This is a genomic window from Streptomyces sp. (assembly GCF_035644915.1).
Lineage (GTDB): Bacteria > Actinomycetota > Actinomycetes > Streptomycetales > Streptomycetaceae > Streptomyces.
In genome coordinates this window covers 1-23,935 of sequence record NZ_DASQNP010000018.1, presented here as the reverse complement: position 1 = coordinate 23,935, position 23,935 = coordinate 1, and the positions used below count along the sequence as shown (strand labels likewise).

Annotated in this window: 23 protein-coding genes; 13 read left to right on the top strand and 10 right to left on the bottom strand. The window is 74.7% G+C overall.

Features of this window, described 5'->3' with window-relative positions:
- Positions 1 to 64: 64 nt before the first annotated feature.
- A complete protein-coding gene (locus tag VE546_RS02615; RefSeq protein ID WP_324917605.1) occupies positions 65 to 1,720 on the bottom strand; it encodes an FAD-binding dehydrogenase in 1,656 nt (551 codons plus the stop codon).
- A gap of 101 nt (positions 1,721 to 1,821) precedes the next feature.
- Between VE546_RS02615 and VE546_RS02610 the strand changes: the two genes are divergently transcribed.
- From VE546_RS02610 to VE546_RS02585, 6 genes are all read left to right on the top strand, one after another.
- Positions 1,822 to 2,346 (top strand): NUDIX domain-containing protein, encoded by a 525-nt coding sequence (locus VE546_RS02610; protein WP_324917602.1) that lies wholly within the window; start codon positions 1,822 to 1,824, stop codon positions 2,344 to 2,346.
- A gap of 12 nt (positions 2,347 to 2,358) precedes the next feature.
- Complete coding sequence (locus tag VE546_RS02605; protein WP_324917648.1) at positions 2,359 to 2,754, top strand: YidH family protein; 396 nt, start codon at positions 2,359 to 2,361, stop codon at positions 2,752 to 2,754.
- Positions 2,751 to 3,074, top strand: coding sequence for a DUF202 domain-containing protein (locus VE546_RS02600; RefSeq protein WP_324917599.1), 324 nt, complete (start codon positions 2,751 to 2,753; stop codon positions 3,072 to 3,074). The genes VE546_RS02605 and VE546_RS02600 overlap by 4 nt, the downstream gene beginning before the upstream one ends.
- A 17-nt stretch (positions 3,075 to 3,091) precedes the next feature.
- Positions 3,092 to 3,565 (top strand): gluconokinase, encoded by a 474-nt coding sequence (locus VE546_RS02595; RefSeq protein ID WP_324917645.1) that lies wholly within the window; start codon positions 3,092 to 3,094, stop codon positions 3,563 to 3,565.
- Positions 3,566 to 3,686: 121 nt separating this feature from the next.
- Positions 3,687 to 4,709: a phosphotransferase family protein gene (locus VE546_RS02590; RefSeq protein WP_324917596.1), complete on the top strand. Its 1,023-nt coding sequence runs from the start codon at positions 3,687 to 3,689 to the stop codon at positions 4,707 to 4,709.
- A 4-nt stretch (positions 4,710 to 4,713) separates the two neighbouring features.
- Positions 4,714 to 5,928, top strand: coding sequence for an acyl-CoA dehydrogenase family protein (locus VE546_RS02585; RefSeq protein WP_324917593.1), 1,215 nt, complete (start codon positions 4,714 to 4,716; stop codon positions 5,926 to 5,928).
- Positions 5,929 to 6,041: 113 nt separating this feature from the next.
- Here the strand turns inward: VE546_RS02585 and VE546_RS02580 are convergent, their stop codons facing one another.
- The 3 genes from VE546_RS02580 to VE546_RS02570 form a co-directional block, all read right to left on the bottom strand.
- Positions 6,042 to 7,541, bottom strand: a complete 1,500-nt coding sequence (locus VE546_RS02580; protein WP_324917590.1) for an amino acid permease — start codon at positions 7,539 to 7,541, stop codon at positions 6,042 to 6,044.
- A gap of 173 nt (positions 7,542 to 7,714) precedes the next feature.
- On the bottom strand, positions 7,715 to 8,716 hold the full coding sequence (locus VE546_RS02575) for an NADPH:quinone oxidoreductase family protein (RefSeq protein ID WP_324917588.1): 1,002 nt from the start codon (positions 8,714 to 8,716) through the stop codon (positions 7,715 to 7,717).
- A gap of 106 nt (positions 8,717 to 8,822) precedes the next feature.
- Complete coding sequence (locus tag VE546_RS02570) at positions 8,823 to 9,425, bottom strand: TetR/AcrR family transcriptional regulator (protein ID WP_324917585.1); 603 nt, start codon at positions 9,423 to 9,425, stop codon at positions 8,823 to 8,825.
- A 349-nt stretch (positions 9,426 to 9,774) separates the two neighbouring features.
- Between VE546_RS02570 and VE546_RS02565 the strand changes: the two genes are divergently transcribed.
- Positions 9,775 to 10,287, top strand: coding sequence for a hypothetical protein (locus tag VE546_RS02565; protein WP_324917582.1), 513 nt, complete (start codon positions 9,775 to 9,777; stop codon positions 10,285 to 10,287).
- A 215-nt stretch (positions 10,288 to 10,502) separates the two neighbouring features.
- Positions 10,503 to 10,967, top strand: coding sequence for a MaoC family dehydratase (locus VE546_RS02560; protein ID WP_324917579.1), 465 nt, complete (start codon positions 10,503 to 10,505; stop codon positions 10,965 to 10,967).
- Positions 10,968 to 11,006: 39 nt separating this feature from the next.
- Here VE546_RS02560 and VE546_RS02555 read toward each other — a convergent pair whose 3' ends face one another.
- Positions 11,007 to 11,684: a TetR/AcrR family transcriptional regulator gene (locus VE546_RS02555; RefSeq protein WP_324917643.1), complete on the bottom strand. Its 678-nt coding sequence runs from the start codon at positions 11,682 to 11,684 to the stop codon at positions 11,007 to 11,009.
- A gap of 183 nt (positions 11,685 to 11,867) precedes the next feature.
- Complete coding sequence (locus VE546_RS02550) at positions 11,868 to 13,019, bottom strand: acyl-CoA dehydrogenase family protein (RefSeq protein ID WP_324917576.1); 1,152 nt, start codon at positions 13,017 to 13,019, stop codon at positions 11,868 to 11,870.
- Between the two features lie 66 nt (positions 13,020 to 13,085).
- On the opposite strand from VE546_RS02550, the gene VE546_RS02545 reads away from it, so the two are divergent.
- Positions 13,086 to 13,763, top strand: a complete 678-nt coding sequence (locus VE546_RS02545) for a TetR/AcrR family transcriptional regulator (RefSeq protein WP_324917573.1) — start codon at positions 13,086 to 13,088, stop codon at positions 13,761 to 13,763.
- Here VE546_RS02545 and VE546_RS02540 read toward each other — a convergent pair.
- The 3 genes from VE546_RS02540 to VE546_RS02530 form a co-directional block, all read right to left on the bottom strand.
- The gene (locus VE546_RS02540) at positions 13,760 to 14,842 is read right to left on the bottom strand and encodes a Zn-dependent alcohol dehydrogenase (RefSeq protein WP_324917571.1); all 1,083 of its coding nucleotides are present in this window, start codon (positions 14,840 to 14,842) and stop codon (positions 13,760 to 13,762) included. The two genes, VE546_RS02545 and VE546_RS02540, sit on opposite strands and share 4 nt — an antisense overlap.
- A gap of 66 nt (positions 14,843 to 14,908) precedes the next feature.
- Positions 14,909 to 16,327, bottom strand: a complete 1,419-nt coding sequence (locus VE546_RS02535) for an aldehyde dehydrogenase family protein (protein WP_324917568.1) — start codon at positions 16,325 to 16,327, stop codon at positions 14,909 to 14,911.
- Between the two features lie 56 nt (positions 16,328 to 16,383).
- Positions 16,384 to 18,702, bottom strand: coding sequence for a molybdopterin-dependent oxidoreductase (locus tag VE546_RS02530; RefSeq protein WP_324917566.1), 2,319 nt, complete (start codon positions 18,700 to 18,702; stop codon positions 16,384 to 16,386).
- Positions 18,703 to 18,926: 224 nt separating this feature from the next.
- Between VE546_RS02530 and hmgA the strand changes: the two genes are divergently transcribed.
- From hmgA to VE546_RS02515, 3 genes are all read left to right on the top strand, one after another.
- Positions 18,927 to 20,267 carry a homogentisate 1,2-dioxygenase gene (gene hmgA / locus VE546_RS02525; protein WP_324917563.1) on the top strand — a complete coding sequence of 447 codons (1,341 nt, stop codon included), beginning with the start codon at positions 18,927 to 18,929 and terminating at the stop codon, positions 20,265 to 20,267.
- 100 nt (positions 20,268 to 20,367) lie between these two features.
- Positions 20,368 to 21,117, top strand: a complete 750-nt coding sequence (locus tag VE546_RS02520; protein WP_324917561.1) for a GntR family transcriptional regulator — start codon at positions 20,368 to 20,370, stop codon at positions 21,115 to 21,117.
- Between the two features lie 88 nt (positions 21,118 to 21,205).
- On the top strand, positions 21,206 to 22,393 hold the full coding sequence (locus VE546_RS02515; protein WP_324917640.1) for a type ISP restriction/modification enzyme: 1,188 nt from the start codon (positions 21,206 to 21,208) through the stop codon (positions 22,391 to 22,393).
- A 135-nt stretch (positions 22,394 to 22,528) separates the two neighbouring features.
- Here VE546_RS02515 and VE546_RS02510 read toward each other — a convergent pair whose 3' ends face one another.
- On the bottom strand, positions 22,529 to 22,795 hold the full coding sequence (locus VE546_RS02510; RefSeq protein ID WP_324917559.1) for a hypothetical protein: 267 nt from the start codon (positions 22,793 to 22,795) through the stop codon (positions 22,529 to 22,531).
- Between the two features lie 184 nt (positions 22,796 to 22,979).
- Between VE546_RS02510 and VE546_RS02505 the strand changes: the two genes are divergently transcribed.
- Positions 22,980 to 23,935: serine/threonine-protein kinase (locus VE546_RS02505; protein ID WP_324917555.1), on the top strand; the 956-nt coding region annotated here is incomplete at its 3' end.

The following is a 23,935-nucleotide window of genomic DNA, read 5'->3' as shown; positions in this document are numbered from 1 at the left end:
GTTCCGGGCGGTCCCGGAGACGTTCCCGGAAGGGAGAGCGGAGGGGAAGCCGAAGGGGAGGCGGTCAGCCGACGGCCTCCGCCGCCGCGCGTCCCGCGGTGCGGCCGGAGAACAGGCAACCGCCCAGGAAGGTGCCCTCCAGGGAGCGGTAGCCGTGCATGCCCCCGCCGCCGAACCCGGCGGCCTCCCCGGCCGCGTAGACCCCGGGCAGCGGGGTGCCGTCCCCGGTGAGCACGCGCGAGGACAGGTCGGTCTCCAGGCCGCCGAGGGTCTTGCGGGTGAGGATGTTCAGGCGCACGGCGATCAGCGGTCCCGCCGCGGGGTCCAGGAGGCGGTGCGGCGGGGCGACCCGGATCAGCCGGTCGCCGAGGTAGGTGCGGGCGCCGCGGACGGCGGTGATCTGGAGGTCCTTGGTGAAGGGGTTGCCGATCTCGCGGTCGCGGGCGGTGATCTCGCGCCGCAGGGCGTCCTCGTCGATCAGCTCCTCGCCGGTCAGCGCGTTCATGCCGCGCACCAGCGCGGCCAGGTCGCGTTCGACGACGAAGTCGGCGCCCCGGTCCATGAAGGCCCGCACCGGGGCGGGTGCGCCGGAGCGGGCGCGGCCGAGCACCTGGCGGACGCTGCGGCCGGTGAGGTCGGGGTTCTGCTCGGAGCCCGAGAGCGCGAACTCCTTCTCGATGATCTTCCGGGTGAGGACGAACCAGGTGTACTCGTACCCGGTCCGCATGATGTGTTCGAGGGTGCCGAGGGTGTCGAAGCCGGGGAAGAGGGGCACCGGCAGCCGCTTTCCGGTGGCGTCGAGCCACAGGGAGGACGGGCCGGGCAGGATGCGGATGCCGTGGTTCTCCCAGACGGGGTTCCAGTTCTCGATGCCCTCGGTGTAGTGCCACATCCGGTCGCGGTTGACGATCCGGCCGCCGGCCCGCTCGGTGATGCCGAGCATCGCGCCGTCCACGTGCGCGGGGACGCCGGAGAGCATCCGCCGGGGCGGAGTGCCCAGCCGCCGCGGCCAGTTGGCGCGGACCAGGTCGTGGTTGCCGCCGATGCCGCCGGAGGCGACGATCACGGCCTGGGCGCGCAGTTCGAAGGTGCCGGTCACCTCGCGGCTGCTGGCCGTGCCGCGTTCGGCGTCGCTGGGGGCCAGCACCTCTCCGGCAACGGTGTCCACGGCGCCGGCGCTGCGGGCCAGGGAGGTGACGCGGTGCCGGAAGCGCAGGTCCACCAGGCCCTTCCCGGCTCCCTGCCGCACCCGCCGTGCGAAGGGTTCGACGATGCCCGGCCCGGTGCCCCAGGTGATGTGGAAGCGCGGCACCGAGTTGCCGTGGCCGGTCGCGCCGTAGCCGCCGCGTTCGGCCCAGCCGACGACGGGGAACAGCCGCAGCCCCTGGGCGCGCAGCCAGGCCCGCTTCTCGCCCGCGGCGAAGTCGACGTACGCCTCGGCCCAGCGCCGCGGCCAGGCGTCCTCCTCGCGGTCGAAGCCGGCCGTGCCGAGCCAGTCCTGCCAGGCCAGCTCGCGGCTGTCGCGGATGCGCAGGCGGCGCTGCTCGGGCGAGTCGACGAGGAACAGGCCGCCGAAGGACCAGTGCGCCTGGCCGCCGAGCGACCCCGCGGGCTCCTGGTCCAGGAGGATCACCTTCCGTCCGGCGTCGGCCAGTTCGGCGGTGGCGGCGAGCCCGGCCAGGCCCGCCCCGATCACGATCACGTCGGCGTCGTACGCCATCTGCTGCCCACCGCCCGTTTCTGCTCGTCCGCACCGGTGGACCGGAGAGTAGCCTCCCGTGCGGACGGACGGCATCCCCCGTGGCCTGCTTGGATGTCCGGATGACGGATGAGCTGCTGGACATCGTGGACGAGTGGGACCGGGTGGTCGGGCAGGCCCCCCGGCGGGAGGCCACCGCGCGGCGGCTGCGGCACCGGGCGGTGGCGGTGCGGGTGCGGGACGCCGAGGGCCGGATCTTCGTGCACCGGCGGACGGCGGACAAGCTGGTCTTCCCCTCCCTGTACGACCTGGGGGTGGGCGGTGTGGTCGGGGCGGGCGAGGGCTACGACGAGGCGGCGCTGCGGGAGGCCGAGGAGGAGCTGGGGGTGCGCGGACTGCCGGCGCCGGAGCCGCGGCTGAAGTTCCTCTACGAGTCGCCGGAGCACGCGTGGTTCATGGCGGTGTACGAGGTGCGGTGCGAGCTGCCGGTGCGTCCGCAGGCGGAGGAGATCGCCTGGTGGGCGTTCCTCCCGGAGGACGAGGTGGAGCGGCGGCTGCCGGAGTGGGACGTGGTGCCCGACGGGCTGGAGTGCCACCGGCGGCTGCGCCGGTGGTACCGGGAGCGCGGAGGCGGCGGCCCTGCGTAGGGTCGGGGTGTGATCGACAGGTTCCGGACGGCGGCGCGGCTGTGGTGGGCGCCGGGGCGGCTGCGGGCCGAGGGGCGGACGCCCGATTATCGGTTCTCCCTCGCCAATGAACGGACGTTCCTGGCGTGGATCCGCACCGCGCTGGCACTGGTCGGCGGCGGGATCGCGGTGGACCAGTTCCTGACCGGGATGCGGCCGGGGGCGCGCACGGCGATCGCCGTGGTGCTGCTGGCGGGCGGCGCGGTGTGCGCGGTGCGGGCGGTGAACCACTGGCTGCGCTGCGAGCGGGCCATGCGGCGCGGTGAGGACCTGCCCCTGTCGCGCTTCCCCGTGCTGCTGGCCGTGGGCACGGCCCTGGCCGCGCTGCTGGTGGTGGGTGCCGTGGCGCTGGGGGGCCTCGGCCGGTGAGCGGGGCGCGGGCCCCCGGGGCGCGGCGGGATCCGGGCGCGCAGCCGGAGCGCACCCGGCTGGCGTGGCGGCGTACGTCGCTGGCCTTCGCGGTCGCCCTGGTGCTGATGGTCCGCCAGGCCGCCCTCGGCGGCCCGCCGGCGGGGTACGCCGCGGTGCCGGCGCTGCTCGTGTGGCCGGTGCTCCTGGTCGTGGCCCGCCGCCGCGTCCGCGCCCTGGCCGCGGCCCGCCCGCGTCCGCTGGACGCCCCGGTGGCACTGGCGGTGGCCGCCTGTACGCTGGCGGTCGCGATGTCAGGGGTGGTGGTGCTGCTGTGGTGAATCCGCTCGTCGTGGTGATGGGCGTCTCCGGCTCCGGCAAGACGACGGTCGGCACGGCCCTGGCCGAACGGCTGGGCGTGCCCTATGCGGAGGCCGACGACTTCCACCCTCCCGAGAACGTGGCGAAGATGGCGTCGGGCGTCCCGCTGGACGACGAGGACCGCCGCCCCTGGCTGGACGCCATCGCCGCCTGGCTGGCGGAGCGGGGCGGGCGCGGCGGCGTGGTCACCTGCTCCGCCCTCCGGCGCCGCTACCGCGACCGCCTCCGCCGGGCCGCGCCGGAGGTGTTCTTCCTCCACCTGGACGGTTCGCCGGAGCTGATCGCCGAGCGCCTGGCCGCGCGCAGGGGCCACTTCATGCCGCCCGAACTGCTGCGCTCCCAGTTCGAGACGCTGGAGCCCCTGGAGCCGGGGGAGAAGGGCGCCGCCGTCGCCATCGACGGGCCCGTCGAGGAGGTCGTCGAGCGGGCCCGCGCCGCCGTGCCCCGCTGACGTCCGTTCCGGGCCGCCCGCGCGGCCCGGGCACCGGGCTCCGCTCCTCCCCCCCTGGACTCCATACCGACTGGTCGGCATCATGGCTCGGAACCGTACGACCCCCGCCGAGGAGCCAGCGATGAACGAGCACCACCCACCGGGCCTCGATCCCGCGCGACTGCGCGCGTACCTGGACCGTGAACGGCCCGGGCTCGTCCGGGGGGAGCTGAGCGCGGAGCTGATCGAGGGCGGCCGGTCGAACCTGACCTACCGGGTGACCGACGGGACCTCCCGCTGGGTCGTACGGCGTCCGCCGCTGGGCCACGTCCTGGCCACCGCCCACGACATGGCCCGCGAGCACCGGGTGGTCAGCGCGCTGGGCCCCACCGCCGTCCCCGTCCCCCGCACGGTGCTGCTGTGCGAGGACGACTCCGTCCTCGGGGCGCCCTTCTACGTGATGGAGTACGTGGAGGGCACGCCCTACCGCACCGCCGGCCAGCTCGCCGCCCTGGGTCCCGGACGCACCCGCGAGCTGGTGCTCCGGCTGCCGGACACGCTGGTGGCCCTGCACTCGGTCGATCCCGCCGCCGTGGGCCTGGGCGACTTCGGGCGTCCCGAGGGGTTCCTGGAGCGGCAGTTGCGGCGCTGGGGCAAGCAGCTCGACGCCTCCCGCAGCCGCGACCTGCCGGGCATCGACGAGCTGCACGCCGCGCTCGGCAAGCACCTGCCCGCCTCCCCCGCCCCCACCATCGTCCACGGCGACTACCGGCTGGACAACGTGCTGGTCGGTGCGGACGACCGGATCGCCGCCGTCCTGGACTGGGAGATGTCCACGCTCGGCGACCCGCTCACCGACCTCGGGCTGCTGGTGATGTACAGCCGTCAGCGGCCCGTCCCGGGGGTGCCCATCGCCACCACCCGCGAGGCACCCGGCCATCCCGAGCCCGAGGAACTGGTCGAACGGTACGCGGCGGGCTCGGGCCGCGACGTGTCGGACATCGCCTGGTACGTCGCGTTCGCCTACTTCAAGCTCGCCGTGATCCTGGAGGGCATCCACTACCGCTACACCCTCGGCCAGACCGTCGGCGCCGGCTTCGACCGCATCGGCGCGCTCGTCCCGGCCTTCGTCTCCGACGGCCTCACCACCCTTCAGGAGGGCTAGCACCATGGACTTCGCATTCGACGCCCGCACCGAGGAGCTGCGGAAGAGGCTGCTGGCCTTCATGGACGAGTACGTGTACCCGGCGGAGGCGGTGGCCGAGGAGCAGCGGGCCGCGCTGGACTCGCCCTGGCGGACCCCGCCGGTGGTGGAGGAGCTGAAGGCCGCCGCGCGCGAGCGGGGGCTGTGGAACCTCTTCCTGCCCGACCCCGAGTACGGCGCCGGGCTGACCAACCTCCAGTACGCGCCGCTGGCGGAGATCACCGGCCGCAGTCCGCAGCTCGCGCCGGCCGCGTGCAACTGCGCCGCGCCGGACACCGGCAACATGGAGGTGCTGGCGCAGTTCGGCACCCCCGAGCAGCGCAGCCGCTGGCTGGAGCCGCTGCTGGCCGGCGAGATCCGGTCGGCCTTCGCGATGACCGAGCCGGAGGTCGCCTCCTCGGACGCCACCAACATCGAGACCCGGATCAGGCGCGAGGGCGACGCGTACGTCATCACCGGCCGCAAGTGGTACATCTCCGGTGCGATGAACCCCGACTGCGCGGTCTTCATCGTGATGGGCAAGACCGACCCGGACGCCGGTGACGTCCGCCGCCAGCAGTCGATGGTGCTGGTGCCGCGCGACACCCCCGGCGTGGAGGTCCGCCGCGCCATGAAGGTCTACGGCTACGAGGACCACTGGCACGGCGGCCACGCCGAGGTCCTCTTCCACGACGTGCGGGTGCCGGCCGCGAACCTGATCGGTGAGGAGGGGGGCGGTTTCGCCATCGCCCAGGCCCGGCTCGGTCCCGGCCGCATCCACCACTGCATGCGGCTGATCGGCATGGCCGAGCGGGCGATCGAGCTGATGTGCCGCCGCGCCGCCTCCCGCACCGCCTTCGGCAGGCCGCTGGCCGAGCAGGGGGTGGTCCAGGAGTGGATCGCCGACGCGCGGGTGGCGGTGGAGCAGTTGCGGCTGCTGGTGCTCAAGACGGCCTGGCTGATGGACACCGTCGGCAACCGCGGTGCGCACACCGAGATCCAGGCCATCAAGATCGCGGTGCCGCGCACGGTCGTGGAGATCCTGGACCGCGCGGTGCAGTTGCACGGCGCGGGCGGGGTCAGCCAGGACTTCCCGCTGGCGGAGCTGTGGGCGGCGGCCCGTACGCTGCGGCTCGCGGACGGGCCGGACGAGGTGCACCAGCGCTCGCTGGCACGGCGCGAGCTGAAGCGGTACGCGTAGGGACCGGTGTACGACGTCCGAGGCCCGCCCCGCGATCGCGGGGCGGGCCTCGGGCCGTCGGGTGCGCCCGGCCGCGCCGGCCGGGTCCGCGGGACTTGAGCGGGGCGTCCTGACTACGAGGAGGCCGCCGGGGTCTTCTCGCCGCTCTCCGCGTCCACCGCCTCCGGTGCGTCCGCGCCCCGGTCCTGCGCGTCCCGCGCCGCGTGCGGCCGCAGCCGCTGACGCACCAGCGCGATCGCCAGGACCACCGCGCCCACCGCCAGCGACAGCAGCAGGATGTCGCGGTTGCCGTGCTCGGTGTCGGTCAGCATGTAGCCGAGCACGAACAGGATCAGCCCGATCGTCGCCCAGGTGAGGTAGGGGTACAGCCACATCCGCACGGACAGCTTCTCCGGCGACTCCCGCTCGATGATCTTCCGCAGGCGGAGCTGCGAGAAGCAGATCACCAGCCACACGAACAGGGCCACGGCGCCGGAGGAGTTGACCAGGAAGAGGAAGATCGTGTCCGGGTAGGCGTAGTTGAAGAACACCGCGACGAAGCCGAAGACGACCGAGGCGAGGATCGCCGTCCGCGGCACGCCGCGCGAGGTGGTGCGCGCGAACGACTTCGGCGCCTCGCCCCGCTCGCCGAGCGAGAACGCCATCCGGGAGGCGGTGTAGAGGCCGGAGTTCAGGCAGGACAGCACCGAGGTCAGCACGATGAAGTTCATGATCTGACCGGCGTGCGGGATGCCGAGCGAGTCCAGCGCGGCGACGTACGAGCCCTTCTCCTGGATCGCCGGGTCGTTCCACGGCAGCAGCGTGACCACGACGAAGATGGAGCCGAGGTAGAAGACCGCGATCCGCCAGATGACGCTGTTGGTGGCCTTGGTGACCGCCTGCCGCGGGTTCGGCGACTCACCGGCCGCCAGGGTGACGATCTCGCTGCCCATGAAGGAGAAGACGACCAGCAGCACGCCGGTGAGGATCGCGCCGGCGCCGCCGGGCAGGAAGCCGTCGTGGGCGGTCAGGTTCTCCAGGCCCGCGCTGTCGCTCTCGACGCCCGGCAGGGCGCCGAAGACCGCCAGGCCGCCGAGGACGATGAACCCGGCGATCGCCACGACCTTGATGCCCGCGAACCAGAACTCGAACTCGCCGTAGGAGCTCACCGAGGCCAGGTTGGTGGCGGTGAGCACCACCATGACGATCAGGGCCCACGCCCACTGGGGCACGGCCGGGATCCATCCCTCCAGGATCACCGCGCCCGCGGTCGCCTCGACGGCCAGCACCACGACCCAGAAGAACCAGTACAGCCAGCCGATCGTGAACCCGGCCCAGGGGCCGAGCGCCCGGTCCGCGTGCGCGGAGAACGATCCGGAGGTCGGGTTGGCCGCGGACATCTCGCCGAGCATCCGCATCACGAGAACGACCAACAGGCCGACCAGGGCATACGACAACAGGATGCCGGGCCCCGCGGTGGCGATGCCCGAGCTCGATCCGACGAAGAGGCCGGCGCCGATGACGCCACCGATGGCGATCATCGACAGGTGACGGTTCTTGAGGCCGGCCTGCAGGCCGCCGCCGGGGTCTCCGTGGCTGGCCGGGGCCTTCGCCGCTGTCGGCTGCGAAGTCATGGGGACAGATTCCTTTACGCCGGTTGTACGGGTCTCGTACGAGCGGTGTACGACGTCGGTAGTGAAGCCCAGACCAGAGGTTTACAGAACCCTTGATTCCGTATCGTTATGTGAGTTTTCCCCGTGCTTGGGAATTCCCGGACGGGGAGTCTCCGGACCGATACCCCCCGCAATCAGGGACGGATGACGACCCGTCCGGTGGTGGTGCCGTCGGCGACCCGCTGGACCGCGTCCGCCGCCTCCTCCAGCGGCACCCGCTCGCTCACCAGCGGCCTGATCGCGCCCCGCTCGGCGAGCCCGGTCAGCTCCTCGTGGCAGGCCCGTACGGCGTCCGGGTCGTGGGTGTCGTACAGGCCCCAGTGCAGGCCGAGGATGGAGTAGTTCTTCACCAGGGCGTGGTTGAGGCCGGGGGCGGGGACGGTGCCGCCGGCGAAGCCGACGACCACGATCCGGCCCTCGAAGGCCACGCACTTGGTGGAGGCGGTGTAGGCGTCGCCGCCCACCGGGTCGTAGACCACGTCCGCGCCGCGTCCGCCGGTGGCCTCCCTCACCGCCGCGGCGATGCCCCCGACGGTCCCGGCCCCGCCGTCCGCGTGCCGGTCGATCACCACGTCGCAGCCGAGCTCGCGGGCCACCGCGGCCTTCCGGGGACCGCCGACCACGCCGATGACCCGCGCGCCCGCCGCCTTGCCGAGCTGGACGGCCGCGCTGCCCACGCCCCCGGCGGCGGCGTGCACCAGCAGCGTCTCGCCGGGCCGGAGCCGTGCGCGGCGGTGCAGCCCGAACCAGCCGGTCTGGTAGCCGATGTGCAGGGCGGCGGCCTCGGCGTCGTCCAGCGCGCCGGGGGCGGGCAGGGCCGTGGCCGCGGCGACCACCGCGCGGTCGGCGAACGCGCCGCCGGGCAGCACGGGCCGGGCGATCACCCGGGCGCCGGGCTCGGCGTCCGCCCCCTCGCCGGCCGCCAGCACCTCGCCGCACAGCTCCACGCCGGGTGTGAAGGGCAGCGGCGGCCGGACCTGGTAGTGGCCCCGGCACAGCAGCGCGTCCGGGAAGTTGACGTTCGCGGCCCGCACCCGTACGAGCAGTTGGCCGGGGCCGGGCTCGGGGTCCGGCACCTCCTCCAGCCGCATCACCTCGCGCGGCTCACCATTGCTGTGCACACGCCATGCCCGCACCGGGACCTCCGTCCTCGTCGCTGTCGTTGTGGGTGTCGCTGTCGTTGCCGCTGTCGTCACCGCTGCCGCCGACCGTTGTCGCTGCCGCCGTCGCTGCCGCCCCCGGTCACGGCCGCAGCGCCCGCAGCAGCAGGTCCGCCAGGTGGTCGGCGACCTCCTGCGGGCTGAGGCGGCCGTCGGGGCGGTACCAGGTGCTGAGGTGGTGGACGGACCCGAAGTGGTAGTCCACCACCAGGTCGGCCGGGGTGGCCGAGCTGAACACCCCCGTCCGCTGCCCCTCCTCGATCAGGGCGCGGAACCGCTCGTGGTAGCGGCGGCGCTCGGCCCGCACCTGCTTCTGCTTCTCCCTGCTGAGCTGGTGCATGGAGCGGAAGAAGATCGACGCGTCGTCGAGGTTCTCGATGGTGGTGACGACGACGTCGGCGGCGGCGTCGCGCAGCCGCTGCTCCACGGGGGCGTCGGCCTCGGCGAAGGCGTCCAGGCGCTCCTGCTGCAGGCGCAGCACCCGGCCGTAGATCTCGTGGAGCAGGTCGTCCTTGGAACCGAAGTAGTGGTACAGCGCCCCCTTGGTCACGCCCGCCGCCTCGACGATCTCCTGGACGGAGGTGCGGTCGTAGCCGCGGTCGGCGAACAGCCGGGTGGCGGCGGCCAGCAGCCGCTGCGGGACCGGCTGGTTGGTGTCCCGCCGCTGGGTGGCCGGGCTCGTCATGGCGCTTCCTCCTGGTCGTGGTGGCCTTCTCGGCCCTGCGGGTCCTGCTGGACGGTCTCCAGTTTCCGCTGCACATGATTCACGGCGCCCGGCCGTCCGTTCGCGCCGGATGCCCGGTCGGCACCGGTTCCGCCGGCCCGGTCACCACGACCGCCGTGCCCCGCGGTCCCTCGCGGTTCCTCCACGGGTCCGCCCCCGACCGCGCCGGCACCGGTGGTCCACCGGATGTCCACACAGACTAACCAGTCGGTATGTGGTATCGGAAGATTCCTGGGCACACGGATCCAAGAGGCGGCCCGGTACGTCCCAACGATGACGTCTGAGGTCAATCCGTCGGAGGTGGTACGCGTTGGCCGGTTTCAACGCTCTGGCCGAGCAGGTCCGTGATCCTGGCAGAGATCCCTCCCAGCGCCGCCAGGCACTGCGCAAGTGCCTGGAGCGCTTCGCGCCCTACGGGCACCGCGCCACCTGGCACCATCTGTGTGCCCGCGCGGGCATCTCACCCGACGACCGGTACCCCGACCCCCAGCGGCTGGTCGCGGCACTGGAGGAGTTGGAGGAGGCCCGGGCGGTGTGGCTGGCGTACGAGCGCGCCTTCGCGCAACGGCGCCGGATGGAGAAGCACGACGGCATACGGCAGCCCCCCGGACCGGACGACTGGCACCGCCGCTGCTGGGGCGGCCGGCAGTTGCTGCCGGTCGAGAACCCGGACGCCGCGCCCGGCGACCGGCTGGCGGACGTGCTGCGCCGGCTGATCGACGAGGTGCAGTCCCGCGGGGCGCGCGCCGCGCACCGGTCGCACGGCGCCGCCAGGGTGACGGCGCCCCGGCCGGTCCAGAGGGCGACCGCCGTCCACGGATAGACGACGGTCGCGGCTCCCCACGCGCCGCCGTGCGGACCACCGGGCGGCGCGGGGGCCTCCCCATGCCTCCGGCCGGTTCCGCGGACCGCGGCCACCGCCCCGCGCCGCGCCGGGACCGGACGGCCCGTTGACAGCACCCTGACTCCCCACCATTCTGAGCAAGCGCTTAGTAGCGCGGCGACACCACGGTCACACGGTTGGGGAGGCGAGCTTCGATGGCGGAGCCGCGGGTTTTCGCGACGGTCGACGAGCTGCGGGCGGCGGTCGGCGAGGAGTTGGGCACCAGCGACTGGCTGGAGGTCGACCAGAAGCGGATCGACCTGTTCGCGGACGCGACGGGCGACCACCAGTGGATCCACGTCGATCCCGGGAAGGCGGCCGCCGGACCGTTCGGCACCACCATCGCGCACGGCTATCTGACGCTCTCCCTGCTGCCGGTGCTGGTGCCGCAGTTGCTGCGCGTCGAGGGCGTGCGGATGGGCATCAACTACGGCCTGAACAAGGTCCGCTTCCCCTCCCCCGTGCCGGTCGGCTCCCGGCTGCGCGCCACCGGGCGGATCACGGAGGTCACCCCGGTGTCAGAGGACTGCGCCCAGCTCACGATGCAGGTGACGGTCGAGCGCGAGGGCGGCGGGAAGCCGGTGTGCGTCGCGGAGAGCGTCGTCCGCTACTACCTCTGACACCTCCGGCACCCCCGACGCCCCGCCCCGTTCCCGTTCCTACCGCTCCGGCCGGTCCCGGCCGGCCGGAGCGCCGACCATCCTCAGCACCAGGTCGGCGTAGAGGGCGCCGATCTCCTCGGGGGTGCGCGACCCGCCGGCGCGGAACCAGCGGGCGACGTCGATGCAGAGCGAGAGCACCGCCAGCGCCGTGCCCCGGATGTCGGTGACCGTGAACTCGCCCGCGGCCACCCCGTCCCGCAGGATGCCGCGCAGGATCTCCTCGCTGCGCCGCCGCAGGGCGACGATCTCGGCGTAGTGCTCCTCGGCGAGGGCGTTCAGCTCGTACTGCACCACCCGGGCCGTGGTGTGGCGCTCGGCGTGCCAGCGGACGAAGGCGTCCACGGCCGCGGCGAGCCGGTCCGCGGGGCGGATGGCGCTGTTGTCCGCCTCGGTGAGGATGCGCACCGACCGTTCGTGGCCGACCCGGCTGATCTGGTAGAGCAGCTCTTCCTTGGTGCGGTAGTGGATGTAGAGCGCGGCCGGGCTCATCCCGGCGCGGCCGGCGATGTCCCGGGTCGTGGTGGCGTGGAAGCCCCGCTCGGCGAACGCCTCGACCGCCGCCAGCAGCAGCCGGCGGGCCGCGTCGGGGGCCACTCCGCCCCAGGAGTCGTCCGGCTCCTCCGCGCCGCTCGCGCCGCCGGTGCCGTCCGTCGCGTCGTCCGTCGCGCCGTCCATCACGTCGTCCGCCGCGCCGCCCGGGGGCTCGTCCACGATCCCGGACTCCGTCTCCGCCGCCATCCGCACCTCGCCTGCTGCTCAGTCGACCGGGCGAACACCATACATCGGTTGCTGAGCAGCCGCTTAGAGGGCGGGGCGGAGCCTTCCGGACGGCAGGGGCGGCCGTCGTCCCGGAGGGCCTCAGAAGGCGGAGACCCCGGTCAGCGAGCGCCCGATGAGCAGCTTGTGGATCTGACTGGTGCCCTCGTACAGCGTCATCACCCGGGCGTCGCGCAGCAGTTTGCCCACCGGGTACTCGTCGATGTAGCCGTAGCCGCCGAAGACCTGGAGGGCGTTGTTGGCGGCCCGCACCGCGGCCTCGGAGGCGTAGAGCTTGGCGACGGAGGACTCGGTGGCGAAGGGCAGGCCGCGGTCGATGTGGTCGGCGACCCGCCAGGTCAGCAGCCGGGCGGCGTCGACGTCCACGGCGATGTCGCTGATCAGCTCCTGTACGAGCTGGTGGTGGGCGATGGACCGCCCGAACTGCTCCCGCTCGCCGGCGTACGCCACGGCCGCGTCCAGCGCCGCCTGGGCGATGCCGACGCATCCGGCCGCCACCGACATGCGCCCCTTGGCGAGGGCGGACATGGCGACGGAGAACCCCTTGCCCTCGGGGGCGATCCGGCAGGCGTCGGGGACCCTGACGCCGTCGAGCACCAGCTCGGCGGTGGCCTGTCCCCGCAGGCCGAGCTTGCCGTGGATCTCCCGGCGGGTCAGGCCCGGGGTGTCGGCGGGGACGAGGAAGGCGGTGATGCCCCGGTGGCCGGGCTCGGTGCCGGTACGGGCGAAGAGGAGCACCACGTCGGCCCAGGTGCCGTTGGTGATGAACATCTTGGTGCCGTCGATGACCCAGTCGCCGCCGTCCCGCCGGGCGCGGGTGGTCAGGCGGGCCGCGTCGGAGCCGGTGCCCGGCTCGGTCAGGCCGAAGCAGCCGATCGCCTCGCCGGAGCACAGCGCGGGCAGCCACCGCCGCTTGTGCTCCTCGCTCCCCCAGGCCGCGATGGACTTGGCGACCAGGCCGAGCGAGACGGACAGCACGCCGCGCACGGCGGAGTCGCCGCGGCCCAGCTCCTCGGTGACCAGGCAGTACGCCAGGTGGTCGCCGCCGGAGCCGCCGTACTCCTCGGGGATCGTCAGGCCCAGGAAGCCCAGGTCGCCCAGGGCCTTCACCACGGACCGGTCGATGCTCTCGGCGCGGTCCCACTCGGCGGCGTGCGGAACGATCTCGCGGTCGACGAACTCCTTGGCCACCTGCCGTACGGCGGCCTGCTCCTCGGACAGCCCCAGATCCATGCGCACTAAACTAGCGCTGCTAGTTACGGTTGCACAGACACCGTACGACACCCGAGGATGTGATCCGTGGCACGCCCCCGTACCCCCTTGCTCAGCCGGGAGCGGATCGTGGCGGCAGCGCTCGCGCTGGTGGACGCCGAGGGACTGCCGGCGGTCTCCACCCGGCGGCTCGCCGCCGAGCTGGGCGTCAGCGGTCCGTCCCTGTACAACCACTTCCGCACCAAGGACGAGATCCTGGACGCGGTCGCCGACGCGGTGTGCGCCGATGTCGACCTGTCGATGTTCGAGGACGGCACCGACTGGCGCCGTGCCCTGGTGGCCTGGGCCCGCTCCTACCGCGCGGCGCTCGCCGCGCACCCGAACATCGTCCCGTACCTGGCCCAGGGGCCGGGCCGCCGCCCCAGCCAGCTCCGGATGGCCGACGCGGTCTACGGGGCGATGCGCGCCGCCGGGTGGCCGCGCGCCCAGGCGACCCACATCGGCGCGCTGATGCGCTACTTCGTCGCCGGCTCGGCGCTGGGCTCCTTCGCCCGCGGCTTCGTGGACGACGCCGCGCTCTACGCGCGGGACTATCCGCACCTGGACCAGGCCCACCTGCTGGCCGAGCACCAGCAGCGGGTCGACGAGGGGGCGTTCGAGACGGGTCTGCACGCCCTGATCGACGGGCTGGCGCTCCGGTTCCCGGGCCCGGGCCGCGACCGGGAGCCGGACCGGGAGCCGGAGCCCAGGCCGGACGGGGGTTAGAAGACCACCAGCGTCCGGCCGCCGCGTCCGGCGAGCATGGCCTCGAAGGCCGCCGGCACGCCGTCCAGGCCGATCCGGTCGGTGACCAGCGCGTCCAGGTCCAGCCGCCCGGCCCGGACGTGCTCCGCGAGCACCGGCAGGTCGCGGGCGGGGTCGCAGTTGCCGTAGACGCAGCCGGACAGGGTGCGCGCGAAGTGGAAGATCTCCAGCGGGGAGAAGGAGACCTGCTGGTCCCTGCCGCCGATGCCGACGACGGAGGTGCGCCCGCCGCGCCGGGTGGAGGACCAGGCGGCGCGGATGGTCTCCGCGCGCCCGACGCACTCCACGGCGACGTCCGCGCCCAGGCCGCCGGTGAGCCCGCGGACCTCCCTGGCGGTGGTGTCGGAGGCGAGCAGGAAGTCGGTGGCCCCGGCGCGGCGCGCCAGTTCCTCCTTCTCCGGCGAGACGTCGACGGCCACGATCGTCCCGGCGCCCGCGATCCGCGCCGACTGGAGCACCGCCAGCCCCACCCCGCCGACGCCGAAGACGGCCACGGACTCGCCCTCGCGCACCCGGGCGCTGTGGTGCACCGCCCCGTAGCCGGTGAGCACCGCGCACCCCAGCAGGGCGGCGTCGGCCAGCGGCACGCCCCCGGGCAGCGGCAGCACCGCGCGTTCGGACACGACCGTCTCCTCGGCGAACGCGGCGGTGCCCAGCCCCGGGTACAGGTCCCGGCCGTCGGCGGTACGGGCGTAGGGCACCGCGGCGGCCGCGCCCGCCTCGGCGCACAGCCAGGGCTCGCCCAGCCGGGCGCAGAAGTGGCAGCTCCCGCACGGGGGCGCCCAGTTGAGGACGACCTCGTCGCCCGGGGAGACGGCGGTGACCCCCTCGCCCACGGCGGTCACGGTCCCCGCGCCCTCGTGGCCGAGGACGGCGGGGGCGGGCTGGCGCAGGGTGCCGTTGGACAGCGACAGGTCGGAGTGGCAGACCCCGGCGGCGGCGAGGCGGACCCTCACCTGGCCGGGCCCCGGCTCCGGCAGGTCGATCTCGGCCGGTTCGAGCGGGGCGTTGACGGCGGGCAGGACGACGGCGCGGACCACGTGGCTGTTTCCTCTCGTGTCCCTGACGGGCGTTGCGGGCGTACGGGTGCGGGCGGGGGCGCGGGCTCAGAACTGCAGGGACTTGGTCTGGAGGTACTCGGTCAGGCCGTGCGGGCCCAGTTCCCTGCCCACGCCGGACTGCTTGTAACCGCCGAAGGGGGCCAGGGGGTTGAACCGGCCGCCGTTGATGTCCACCTGGCCGGTGCGCAGGCGGCGGGCGAAGGCGACGGCCTCCGCCTCGTCCCCGGCCCAGACGGCGCCGGCGAGGCCGTAGACCGAGTCGTCGGCGATCCGGAGCGCGTCCTCGGTGTCCTGGTACCTCAGGATGCTCAGCACGGGGCCGAAGATCTCCTCCCGGGCGATGGTCATCTCCGGGGTGACGTCGGCGAAGACGGTGGGCCGCACGTACCAGCCGCGCTCCCGCCCCTCGGGGGCGTCGGGACCGCCCGCGACGAGGGTGGCGCCCTCCTCGATCCCGGTGCGGATGTAGCCGGTGACGCGCTCGCGCTGCCGGGCGCTGACCACCGGGCCGAGGCGGGTGGCGGGGTCCGCGGGGTCGCCGGGCACGTACCTGGCGGTGGCGGCGGCCGCGAGCTCCACGGCCTCGTCGTACCGGTCGGTGTGGACCAGCATGCGGGTCCAGGCGCTGCACGTCTGCCCGGAGTTGGCCATCACGTTGGCGACGCCGGCCTTCACGGCCCTCGCCAGGTCGGCGCCGGGCAGGATGACGTTGGCGGACTTGCCGCCCAGCTCCAGGGCGACCCGTTTGACCGCGCCGCCGGCCAGCGCCCCGATGCGGCGGCCGACGGCGGTGGAGCCGGTGAAGGAGACCATGTCCACGCCCTCGTGCCCGGCCAGCGCCTGCCCGGCCACCGGGCCGAGTCCGGTGACGAGGTTGAACACCCCCGGGGGCAGCCCCGCCTCGTGGACGGCCTCGGCGAAGAGCTGCGCGACCAGCGGGGTGTCCTCGGCGGGCTTGAGGACCATGGTGCAGCCCGCCGCGAGGGCGGGGGCGGCCTTGGCGACGATCTGGTGCAGCGGGTAGTTCCAGGGCGTGATGGCGCCGACGACGCCGACCGGCTCGTGCAGCACCAGGGAGTTGCCCAGCCTCTCCTCGAAGGGGTGCTCGGCGGCGAGCGCGGCGTACGTCCCGGCGACCGTGACGGGCAGGCCGGCGTGGACGGCCTGGGAGAAGGAGATCGGGGCGCCCAGTTCGGCGGTGACGGTGGCGGCGATCGCCTCGCGCCGGGCGGCCAGGGCGTCGCGCAGCGCGCCGATCCGCGCCGCGCGCTCGGCGGGCGGGGTGGCGGCCCAGGCGGGCAGGGCCGCCCGGGCCGCGCGGACGGCCGCGTCGACGTCCTCGGCGGAGCCCGCCGGGACGGCGCCGATGACCTCCTCGTCGGCCGGGTTGACGACCTCGATCGTCCCGCCGCCCGCGGCGGGACGCCAGTCCCCGTCGATGTACATGCCGTTGTGTGCCTGCATGAGCCCAAACTAGCGGCGCTAGTTTGAGGTGTCAGCAGAACGGCGCATGCCGTGGCTCACACGGAGGCCGGGGACGGGTCCGCGGCCGGGACGGACGCCGCCACGGGCGCGACCTCCACCGGGAATCCGTTGAGCACGGCGGTCCCGGACAGCGGGTCGAGCAGCCGCCCGTCCAGGAGCTGGTTGACGTTGGCCCCGGGGTCGGCGGCGGCCACCGGCGTCCGGGTGCCGGGCCGGTCGTGGCCCCAGCCGTGCGGCAGGCTGACGACTCCCGGAGGCACCGCGTCGGTCACCTCCACCGGCGCCCGGATCGCGCCCCCGTCGCCCGTGATCTCCGCGAGGCCGCCGTCGGCCAGGCCGAGGCGGGCGGCGTCGGCGGGGTGGACCTGGAGGGTGCAGCGGTTGCTGCCGCCCACCAGTGCGGGGATGTTGTGCATCCAGCTGTTGTTGGAGCGCAGGTGGCGGCGCCCGATGAGCACCAGGGCGCCGGGACGCTCCCGACGGCCGTCCAGGGCGCGGCGCAGCCGGGGGACGTCCCCGGCGATCGGCCCCGGGCACAGCTCGACCGTGCCGGAGGGGGTGCGCAGCACCTCGGGCAGCCGCGGGCGCAGCGGGCCGAGGTCGATGCCGTGCGGGTGCTCCAGCAGCCGGGCCAGGGTCAGGCCGTCCGGGTCGGCGCCGAACCCGTCGCCGTACGGGCCGAGCCGCAGCATCATGTCCAGTCGGCGTTCGGCGCCGTCCTCGCCGGTCAGGCACCGGGCCAGGTCGTCCGCGTCCCGGCCGTGGACCGGGGAGCGGGGGTCGGCGACGGCGGCGGCCAGGGTGCGCCGGACGACCGTGGCGTCGACCGACTCCGGATCGCCGTCGGGCGCGCCGGACGCGCAGAGCACCAGGCGCGCCAGGATCTCGCGCTCCGGCACCTCGTCCCCGGCCGGGGCGATCACCGGCCGGGTGTAGCGCACCTGGTTGCGGACGGCCAGGGCGTTGAAGCTGTGGTCGAAGTGCGGGCTGCGGCTGGGCCTGGGCGGCGGCAGGACGACGTGGGCGTGGCGGGAGGTCTCGTTGAGGTACGGGTCGACACTGACCATGAAGTCCAGCCCGGCCAGGGCCCGTTCAAGCCGGGCGCCGTCGGGGGCGGACAGGACGGGGTTGCCGGCGATGCAGACCAGCGCCCGGACCCTCCCCTCGCCCGGGGTGTCGATCTCCTCGGCCAGCGCGGCGGCCGGGAACTCCCCCTTGACCTCCGGATGTCCGCCGACCCGGCTGTGCCGGCGGCCGGTGGTGAAGCCCCGGCCGCCGGCGGGCGGCCGGGGCGCGCGGGCGGTGGCCGACAGCGGGAACATCGCTCCGCCGGGCCGGTCGAGGTTGCCGGTGAGGGCGTTGAGGACGTCGACCAGCCAGCTCGTCAGGGTGCCGAACTCCACCGCCGTACTGCCGATGCGCCCGTAGACCGCGGCGCGCTCCGCGACGGCCAGTTCACGGGCGAGGGCGCGGATCACCTCCGGCTCGACGCCGCACGCGCCGGCCACGGCCTCGGGGGTGAAGTCCGCGGCGAGCCGTGCCACGTCCCGCACGCCGCTCAGGTGCGGCCCGGCCCCGCCGGTGTCGACCAGGTCCTCGGCGAAGAGGACCTGCACCATCGCCATCAGCAGCAGGGCGTCGCCGCCCGGCCGGACGGCCACGTGGCGGTCGGCCAGCCGCGCGGTGCGGGTGCGGCGCGGGTCGATCACGGTGAGGGTGCCGCCGCGCCGCCGCAGCGCCCTCAGCCGGCCGGGGAAGTCGGGGGCGGTGCACAGGCTGCCGCCGGACTCCACCGGATTGGCGCCGACGACCAGCAGGTGGTCGGTGCGGTCCAGGTCGGGGACCGGGATGGCCAGCGGGTCGCCGTACAGCAGTCCGCTGGAGACGTGCTTGGGCATCTGGTCGAGGGTGCTGGCGGTGAAGAGGTTGGGGGTGCGCAGCGCCTTGACCAGCAGGGGCGGGTAGAGGGCGCCGGCGACGGTGTGGACGGTGGGGTTGCCGAGGAAGAGGGCCACCGCCTGCGGGCCGTGGGCGGCGAGGGTGCCGCCCAGCCCCTCGGCGACCGCGGCGAACGCCTCCTCCCAGCTCGCCTCCCGCAGTTCGCCGCCGCGCCGGACCAGGGGCCGGGTGAGCCGGTGGGGATCGCCGTCCAGCTCGCCGAAGAGGGCGCCCTTGGGGCAGACGAAGCCGCGGCTGAAGACGTCGTCGCGGTCGCCGCGCGCCGCGGTGATCCGCTCCCGCCCGCCCTCCCGGGCGACCGTGACGCTCAGCCCGCAGGTGGCTTCGCACAGCGGGCAGATCCGCAGGGCGGTGCGGGTCCCCGCACCGGTCCGCGTGCTGGCACTCTCCGACATCGGTCCCCCTCGTGGACGGCGTCCGGGCGGGCGCGGCGGCCGACACGGCATACCGACCGGCCGGTAGCCGAACAGTAGCCGGATCACCCCCGTGCCGCCCAGGGGTCGGCACCGGAACGGCCGCGCGTACGGCGCCCGCCGACCGTTGACGCGCGCGCCCCGCCGTTCCTATGGTTGATTCCTATGGTTCACAACATGAAACCCTGAGCACCTGGAGCATCGCGATGAGTGGCACCACGAGCGGTTTCGAACAGGCCCGCAAGACCGCGGAGGGGCTGGCGTACTCCTCCGGATTCGGGAACGAGCACAGCAGCGAGGCCGTCCCCGGTGCCCTCCCGGTCGGCCGCAACTCGCCGCAGCGCGCCCCCCTCGGGCTCTACGCCGAGCAGCTCAGCGGCACCGCCTTCACCGAGCCGCGCGCCCACAACCGCCGCTCGTGGCTGTACCGCATCCGCCCCTCGGCCGCCCATCCGCGCTTCGTCCGCACCGACGACGGCCGCCTGCGCGGCGCCCCCTTCACCGAGACCGCGCCGGACCCCAACCGGCTGCGCTGGGACCCGCTGCCCGATCCCGCCCCCGGCACCGACTTCCTGGCCGGGCTGTGGACCCTGGGCGGCAACGGCGACGCCGCCCGGCGCGAGGGCATGGCCGTCCACCTCTACGCCGCCAACGCCCCCATGGAACGCAGGGTGTTCGGCAACGCCGACGGCGAGCTGCTGATCGTCCCCGAGCGGGGCGGGCTGCTGCTGCGCACCGAGTTCGGCCTGCTGCGCGCCGAACCCGGCCACGTGGCGCTGATCCCGCGCGGGGTCCGCTTCCGCGTCGAGCCGCTGGAGGAGACGGTCCGCGGCTACGTCTGCGAGAACTACGGCCGCCCCTTCACCCTCCCCGAGCTCGGCCCCATCGGCGCCAACGGCCTGGCCAACCCCCGCGACTTCCTCGCGCCCACCGCGGCCTACGAGGACGTGGAGGGCCCGGTCGAGGTGGTCACCAAGTTCTGCGGCGCCCTGTGGACGGCCACCTACGACCACTCGCCCCTGGACGTCGTCGCCTGGCACGGCAACCTGGTGCCGTACGTCTACGACCTGCGGCGCTTCAACGTGATCGGCAGCATCAGCTACGACCACCCCGACCCGTCGGTCTTCACCGTCCTCACCTCGCCCTCCGACACCCCCGGCCTGGCGAACGTGGACTTCGTGGTGTTCGCCCCGCGCTGGCTGGTCGGCGAGGACACCTTCCGGCCGCCGTACTTCCACCGCAACGTGATGAGCGAGTACATGGGCCTGATCGAGGGCGCCTACGACGCCAAGACCGCGGGCCCGGGGGGCTTCGTCCCCGGCGGCGGCTCGCTGCACAACATGATGTCCGCGCACGGCCCGGACCGGGAGACCTTCGAGCGGGCGAGCGCGGCCGAGCTGGTCCCGCAGAAGGTGGACAACGGCCTGGCCTTCATGTTCGAGACCCGCTGGCCGGTGACCCTCACCGCGCAGGCGCGGGACGCCGGGCACCTGCAGCGCGGCTACGACGAGGTGTGGCAGGGTCTGGAGCGCCACTTCGGGGGGTGAGGCGCGGCCCCGCCGCCCCGCCGTGGTACGTACCGCGGCCCGCGCCGCACCACCATGACGCCGTAACGCCGTACGCCTGCCAGGCCGTCCGGAGGCCACCGTGACCACCTTCGCTCCCGACTCGCTCGCGCTGAACCGCAAACTGCCGCTGTGGTACCAGGTGTCGCAGTCGCTGCGCGCCTCGATACTCGGCCGCTCCCCCGACGCGCCCCTGCGCCTGCCGACCGAGGAACAGCTCGCCGGGCACTACGGCGTCAGCGTGCTCACCATGCGGCAGGCGCTCAAGGAGCTGGAGGAGGAAGGGCTGATCACCCGGCACCGGCGCCGCGGCACGTTCATCGAACCGAGCGCCCGCCGGGGCTCCCCCGTGCGGCTGCTCGGCTCGGTGGACGCCATCGTGGCCCAGCAGTCGGGCGAGGAGACCACCCTGCTGGGCCACGGCGCCGAGCCGGTGCCCGGCGAACTGGCGGAGTACTTCCCGGACCTGACGGAGGCGGTGGTCTACCGCCGGCTGCGCCGCGACCGGGAGACCGGCGAACCGACCAACTGGGCGGAGAACCTGGTCCGCCCCGAACTGGCCGACCGCATCGACCTTGCGGACCTGGCCCGCTGGCCGATGACGAAGGTGCTGCGCGACGCGGTCGGGGTGCGCATCAGCCGCATCACCGACACCGTCGCCGCCCGGCTGGCCGACCCGGAGACGGCCGGTCTGCTGGACGTCCCGCTGCTCAGCCCGATCCTCCACTACACCGGCGTGACCTACGACGACGACGGACGGGTGGTGGACGTGGCCCGCATCCACTACCGCGGCGACCGCTTCTCCTTCTCCGTCACCGTGGAGGCGGACTGACCTCCCCCCGTAGCATGCGGGCGGTGAGTGACGGTGAGCCACGGTGGATGACGCGGTGAGTGACGGGGCACCCCTGCTGGACGATCTGATGCCCTGGTCGGTCGGGCCGCTGCGGCTGGGCCGGGGCTGGGTGATGGCGCCCGACGCGCCGTCGCTGAAGGCCCGCTGGGCCGCGCTGGTGCGGGCCGAGGGGGCCGGGCGCGAGGCGCTGTTCGGGCCGACCCGCGCCCGGACGCCGCGCTCCCGCGTACCGCAGTTGCCCGGCCCGGCCGGGGCTGCCGCGTCCACCGGCCCGCTGGACCGGGAGGACGGGCCGTGCCCGGAGCCGGTGCGGGTGCTGCACGGGCTCCACGACCAGCAGTGGCTGATACCGGACCACCGCCTCATCGACGTCGCCCGGCCGGAGTTGTGGCGGGTCACCGACGGGCGGCAGATCCACCTGGTGGAGGCCGGCCGCACGCCCCGCGTCCCCGCCCCGGAACCGGCGTTCACCGCGCTGCTGCCCGACGGCCACTCCCCCACGGGCCGTCCGGGCCGCATCCGCCCGCTCTACCGGCGCCCCCGGGGCCGCGAGCCCAACCTGGCCCCCGGTCTGCTCGACCACCTGGCCGCGCGGCTGGGGACCCCCGTGACGGCCGAGGACTTCCTCGCCTGGACCGCCGCCGCGCTGCGCCCCTCCCCCGCCGGGCCCGCCGTGCCGCTCACCGCGGACCCCGAGGTGTGGCGGGACGGGGTGGCGCTGGGCCGCCGCGTGCTGTGGGTGCACACCCGGGGCGCCCGCTGCGGCGACGGCACCCGCCCGCGCCTGCCCGGCGGGCGCCGCCCGTACGTGCGGGCCACGCTGCCCGGACAGCCGCCCCCGGACGGACTGCGCTACGACGCGGAGGAGGAGGCCCTGTGGGTGGGGGACGGCCGGATAGCGCCGGTGGCGCGCGACGCCTGGGAGTTCGAGGCGGGCGGCTCCCGGGTGGTCGAGGAGTGGTTCGGCCGCCGTACGGCACCGGCGGCGTCCGGCGGGCTGGAGGCGGTGCGCCCGGGGACGTGGCCGCGGGAGTGGACCTCGGAGCTGCTGGAGCTGATCACCACGCTCACCCTCCTCGGCGAACTCCGGCGGGAGCGGCGGGAGTTCGCCGGGCGGGCGGCCGGGGGGCCGGTCGTCGACACCGCCGCGCTGCACGGTGCGGGGGTGCTTCCGGTGCCGCCGGGCGCGCGGCGCCCGGCCTCCGTCCTGGACCACCGCGAGGAGGGTCCGGGGGGCCAGCTCGCCCTGCTGTGACCGGCGGCCGGACCGGCTCCGCATCGGTCCCGCATCGGCCCCGCACCGGCTCCGGATCGGTTCCGGGAGGCATGACTCAGGGCCGGGCGGCGACGCCCGGCCCCGGCGGGGAGGTCATCGAGGGGGGTACGGCCGTCAGGCGTGCCCTCCGAAGAGCGAGCGCCGCAGCCGTCGCATCGGCGCGAACAGCGACACCCGCGCGCCTCGGTTCCGCATCCGGGTGTGCGCGGCGTCGCGCCTGGTCAGCTCGCGCATGAGCGAGGCGGCCTCCACCGTGTCATCCTGGGGTACGGCGGGACCGGCCAGCACGCTCAGGTGCCGGTCGAGGCGCGCGCTGGTCGTACCGCTCCCGCACTGGATCGCAGGGACCCGCGCCCTGCTGCGCACCGTTATCTGTTCCATGACACTCCCCACCCAAACGAGGGCTCCCGGCCCGGGCAGGGTAACCCTATCTCCAGGCCGGACCCCACGGGTATTCCGGTCAACGGATTCACCTTCCCCGCAAAGGGGTTGACGAACACCGTACGAGACAACAGCATCCGATCGACCCCATCACGGGGGACGGGGTCGGGGACGGGGAACACGGATGACCACGGAGAGGCTGCTCGCCGACCGCTACCGCCTCATCGCCGAACTGGGCCGCGGCGAGGTGGGCGTGGTCTGGCAGGCCCGTGACGAGGCACTGGGCCGGCAGGTCGCGGTCAAGGAGATCCGGGCGGCGCAGGAACTCTCCCCGGCCGAGGTGCGGCTGCTCTACACCCGCCTGGAGCGGGAGGCCATGACGGCCGGGCGCATCTCGCACCGCAACGTCGCCACCGTCCACAACGTCGTCGTGGAGGACGACCGGCTGTGGATCGTGATGGAACTGGTACCGGGGCTGTCGCTGGGCACCGTGCTGGAGGCGGAGGGCGTGCTCTCCCCGGCCCGCGCCGCGCGGATCGGCGCGGAGGCGGTCTCGGCGCTGCGCGCCGCGCACGAGGCGGGGATCACCCACCGCGACCTCAAGCCCTCCAACGTGCTGCTGGGCAACGACGGCAGGGTGGTGCTCACCGACTTCGGCATCGCGCTGGTGAAGGCCGGCACGGCGCACGTCCGGGCCGGGGAGCCGGCCGGCGCCCCGGAGTTCCTCGCGCCGGAGTGCGCCCGGGGCGCCGCGCCGGGTCCGGCCGCGGACCTGTGGGCGCTGGGCGTGCTGCTGTACCTGGCCGTGGAGGGCGTCTCCCCGTTCCGCCGCGGCACCCGCGAGGAGACGCTGCGGGCCGTGGGCGCGCACACCGCCGGGGACGTGCCGCCCCCGCGGCGGGCGGGCCCGCTGGAGCCCGTGCTGGAGGGGCTGCTGCGCGCGGACCCCGCCGAGCGGATGCCCGCCGCCGAGGCGGAGCGGCTGCTGCGCGTCGCCGCGGCCGGGGGCGGCCCGCGCGCCGTCCCGCCGCGGTCGCAGCGGCCTCCGGAGCACCGGCCGCCGGCGCGGCCCGCCGGGGACGGCGGGGATGGCGAGGACGACAGGGGTGACGGGGACGCCGGGGACGGGCGCGGGGGCCG